Origin of the sequence: Moorena sp. SIO2C4 (assembly GCF_010672485.1) — a bacterium.
GTDB classification, from domain to species: Bacteria; Cyanobacteriota; Cyanobacteriia; order Cyanobacteriales; family Coleofasciculaceae; genus Moorena; species Moorena producens.
The window spans coordinates 1-3,836 of record NZ_JAAHGN010000745.1 but is presented as its reverse complement, the minus strand read 5'-3'; the positions used below and the strand labels follow the sequence as shown (position 1 = coordinate 3,836).

General features: G+C 45.9%; 4 protein-coding genes. 2 read left to right on the top strand and 2 right to left on the bottom strand.

The genetic code is table 11. The annotated features are described in order from the left end of the window. Nucleotides 1-122 precede the first annotated feature (122 nt). Nucleotides 123-353 (bottom strand): DUF8630 family protein, encoded by a 231-nt coding sequence (locus F6K20_RS28295; protein WP_071106838.1) that lies wholly within the window; start codon nt 351-353, stop codon nt 123-125. Between the two features lie 304 nt (nt 354-657). After that, entirely contained in the window at nt 658-1,515 is an 858-nt protein-coding gene (locus tag F6K20_RS28290) for a pentapeptide repeat-containing protein (RefSeq protein WP_287296892.1), read from the bottom strand. 139 nt (nt 1,516-1,654) lie between these two features. On the opposite strand from F6K20_RS28290, the gene F6K20_RS28285 reads away from it, so the two are divergent. Further along, complete coding sequence (locus tag F6K20_RS28285) at nt 1,655-2,248, top strand: phycobiliprotein lyase (RefSeq protein ID WP_287248201.1); 594 nt, start codon at nt 1,655-1,657, stop codon at nt 2,246-2,248. A gap of 100 nt (nt 2,249-2,348) precedes the next feature. Next, a partial coding sequence (locus F6K20_RS28280; protein ID WP_287296891.1) for a filamentous hemagglutinin N-terminal domain-containing protein occupies nt 2,349-3,836 on the top strand: 1,488 nt, incomplete at its 3' end.

Here is a 3,836-nt window from a genome sequence, read left to right as displayed (position 1 = left end):
AATATCAACGTTTCCCTCAGCAAGTTGGCTATTGACATCAGCCAGCAAACGGTCAGTTTCAGAGGGAGCTGGTGGTTGAGTTTCCGTAACCATGGGTAATTCAGTTGCTTGAGTCAGTTGCTTCAGGATGATGGCAAAGAGGATTCCTGGGGGCGGAGATTTTCCAGAGCAGTGTCAATCTTTACAATTTCCGGGTGGTTTTTGATCTGCGCCATGACCGCTTTTTTAGGCAATTTCAACTTCTGGGCTATTTTCATCACATCATTAACGAGTCTTTCCCGATATTTCTCTAGTTCAGTAATAACTTCCTCAATTTCTGCCGCTGATGGCTTGGCTTCTTGACTCTCAGACATTTTGGTGACGTTTTTAAATCGTGATTATTATATAAGGTTACAGGTTACAGGTTACAGGTTACAAGTTACAGGTTACAGGTTTCAGGTTACAGGTTTCAGGTTACAGGTTCCAAGTTACAAGTTACAGGTTACAGGTTACAGGTTACAGGTTTCAACGGTTTAACCTTTAACCTTCAACCTTCAACGCTTTAACCTTCAACCTTCAACCTTCAACCTTCAACCTTCAACCGTTCAACCTTCAACCGTTCAACCTTCAACGCTTTAACCTTCAACCTTCAACCTTCAACCTTCAACGTTTCAACCTTCAACTAGGATGACTGGCCCCTAAGCTTTCCCGAGTATTGCTGCGAGTATAGGGATTCCAGGTATCGAGTTCTTTATATGGTTGATTCAAGAGCATGGAACGGGTGGCTTCACTGATGCCTTGAGCCATGGTAAAGTCAGCGCCAGCAATATTTTGTACATGGTTTAAATCTGCTCCAGTCAGGTCGGCTCCTCGCAAATCGGCTCCCTCCAGCTCCACGCCACTCATACGGGCATTGCGCAAGCAAGCCCCGGTCAGCAAAGCCTTCCGTAAGTTGGAGCCACTCAAAGCAGCATCCTGCAAATTAGCACCGGTTAAATCCGCTCCGCTGAGATAGCCTCCTATTACTCTAATCCCTTGCAAGTCAACTCCCCTCAGATTAGCGGTATTGAGAAAAGCACCATTGAGATTAGCACCAGGCCCAACAGCCCCAGAACTTTTGTAGCGAAATCCTTCTGGCCAATTGGTTTCCCGGTCATACAGGGCTACTTGTAGGTTGCTTTCATTTAAGTTAGCCATGGTCAAATTAGCCTTCCTTAAATCCGCCCGGTTTAAAAAAGCCCCTTCCAAATCAGCGCCAGTCAGGTCAGCGCCAGTCAGGTCAGCTCCCCTGAGATCAGCTCCCCTTAGATTCGCTTCCCGCAAAATTGCCTGACTAAGATTAGCCCCAGTCAGGGTAGCTTGGCTCAAATTAGCTTTCTGTAGGTTAGCACCACTCAGGTTAACCTGGTACAAGTCTCTCTGACTCCAATCAATCCCCTCAAGATTAGCATCAGAGATATACTCTCCGGCTTGGAACCGTTTTAAGATATCCATAGCTTGGTTGTTAGTGCGATCGCTTAACCGAGTTTGACTCATGGTGATTACTGAACTCTACCTGGAACTGCCAAGGTTAGTTTACCGTTCTGGTGGGAACACAGGATATTAAAAACCATTACTATTTCTAGGGTAGGGGCTAGCTCTACCCATCTATCACTAATAGGAGGTTCAAGCAAAAATGCGACTCAAGCCACCCATGACCATGATGGACTTCTTTCGCAAAAGCGAGGGCAAGTGGTTTACTCAACGCACAGTTCATCACTTTGATAACGCTGCCGATGAATCCGGAGAATCCAATCTGATTGTTCAAGTCATCGAAAAAGATAACCCTAAAGTCAAAGCCGTGTGTGACCTCCAAAGCATTGACCCAAGCCAGGCGATGGGGGGAGCGAGCTTTATGTGGCAAATCAATTTAGATGACCGGGAACCAAATTCCAAATATGCCGCAATTCTGATTGATGTTCCAGACGATGAAACTAAGCTTAGTGGTAAATTGATTCGAGACCAGGGCTATGTGGAAAGTATTCCGGTAGTGAGTCGGTATTGGTTTGGCAAAGACGGCATCCTCACCATTGATACCAATTATCAAAACAATCAGGGTCAAGAACGTTGTTGGTTTGTCACCGATGATTTTCGTGTGCGAGTCAGCACTGTGCGCATGATGAATGGTATCAATCTCATGACTTATTGCTCTGAACGCCGCTGTGTTTCTAGGGAAATGCTGGAGCAAATGATTGAAACTAATCGCGCTAGAGCTATGGCGGCACAATAGTAATTAAGTCATTAAAACTTAATTATCTGATCAAAATAATTCAACTCGGAGCATATTTACTTAGATTACTCCTAAGTTTACCTATAGGAGGCTAAATCTAATGAAAATATTGCACTCGCTAGTAATTTTTGGTGGCATAAGTCTGAGTGGATACTATGGGATTACCCATTCAGCCGATCCCGCTCTGGCTCAGATTGTTCCGGATCATACCTTGGGGGATAACCCAACTGTTGTTAAACCAAATGTAGAGGTCAAAGGACTTCCCGCTGACTTGATTGAAGGTGGAGCAACCAGAGGGGATAACCTATTCCATAGCTTTTCTGATTTTAATGTTGGGGACTTGCAGCGGGTTTACTTTGCCAATCCCGCTGGCATCAATAATATTCTGGGCCGAGTAACCGGTAGTAACATCTCCAAGATCTTCGGAACCCTAGGAGTAGATGGTGCCGCTAACTTGTTTTTGCTCAATCCTAATGGCATTGTTTTTGGAGCCAATTCCCAATTGGATGTAGCCGGTTCCTTTGTAGGAAGTACAGCTAATAGTATAGTCTTTGGCAATGGCACCGAGTTTAGTGCTACCAATCCCGAAGAACCACCCCTGTTAACCATTAACATTACTCCCGGATTGCAGTATGGCCAGAATCCGCCTCAGCCAATCGTAAATGCTGGCAATTTAGCTGTGGGACAGGGACAGAATGTCACCTTAGTGGGTGGGAGTGTGATTAGCAATGGGCAAATCCTAGCACCAGGGGGTGAGATTAATATATTAGCGGTCCCTGCTGAAACCTTAGTGCAATTGGGGCAAGCTGGACAGATTTTGACACTATCCACCCCAAAGGTGCCATTAACACCATCCGCTCCGGCCTCTGTCACTGAATTTTTGAGTAGTTTGGACCATGACACTGGCGTAACAGTTTCCAGTGACGGTCAGGTAACACTTACCGATTCCGGTACTGTAGTGCCACTTGAGCCAGGAACGGTGATGATCTCTGGTACCCTAAGCGCTGCCAACCTCGCTCCAGGACAAACCGGCGGCAAAGTAACGGTATTAGGAGATCAAGTTGGCTTGTTTGAAGCTCAACTCAATGGTGGCACCAATGTCACCATCACTACTGGAAACACAGGCACTCAGGAAGGAAATATCACTGCAGATGACTTTGGGATTACCAAAACTACAGACGGTGAAGTCACTCTAAGTTTGCAAGCGGCCAATGATATTAGTCTCAAAAAGTTTGATATTAAGGCCAACAGTGGTTTCCTGAATCTAGTCCTGGAAGCGGATAGTGACAACTCCGGTAGTGGTGATGTGGAATTAATGGATGGGAGCATTGATACTGGCGGAGGAGCAGTCACCATTACTGCGGCTGGTGCGATCGCATTGGAAAGTTTCGGAATCAACAGAAATAACAACCGTAGCGATCAGGCCCCACCAATCACCGTGATCAGTGGTGAATCCATATCCCTCAAAAGTGCTGGAATCAATAGCCTCACCTCTGGGGATAATGGAAATGCTGGAAACGTTATCGTTCAAACAGGTACCCTTACCATAGAAGAGGCGGGGATTGGTAGTAGGACAAAAGGTAAGGGA

Bases quoted from the DNA above. Each gene is read 5' to 3' on its own strand.
- F6K20_RS28295 (WP_071106838.1), bottom strand. From the start codon at position 353: ATGTCTGAGAGTCAAGAAGCCAAGCCATCAGCGGCAGAAATTGAGGAA.
- F6K20_RS28285 (WP_287248201.1), top strand. From the start codon at position 1,655: ATGCGACTCAAGCCACCCATGACCATGATGGACTTCTTTCGCAAAAGC.
- F6K20_RS28290 (WP_287296892.1), bottom strand. From the start codon at position 1,515: ATGAGTCAAACTCGGTTAAGCGATCGCACTAACAACCAAGCTATGGAT.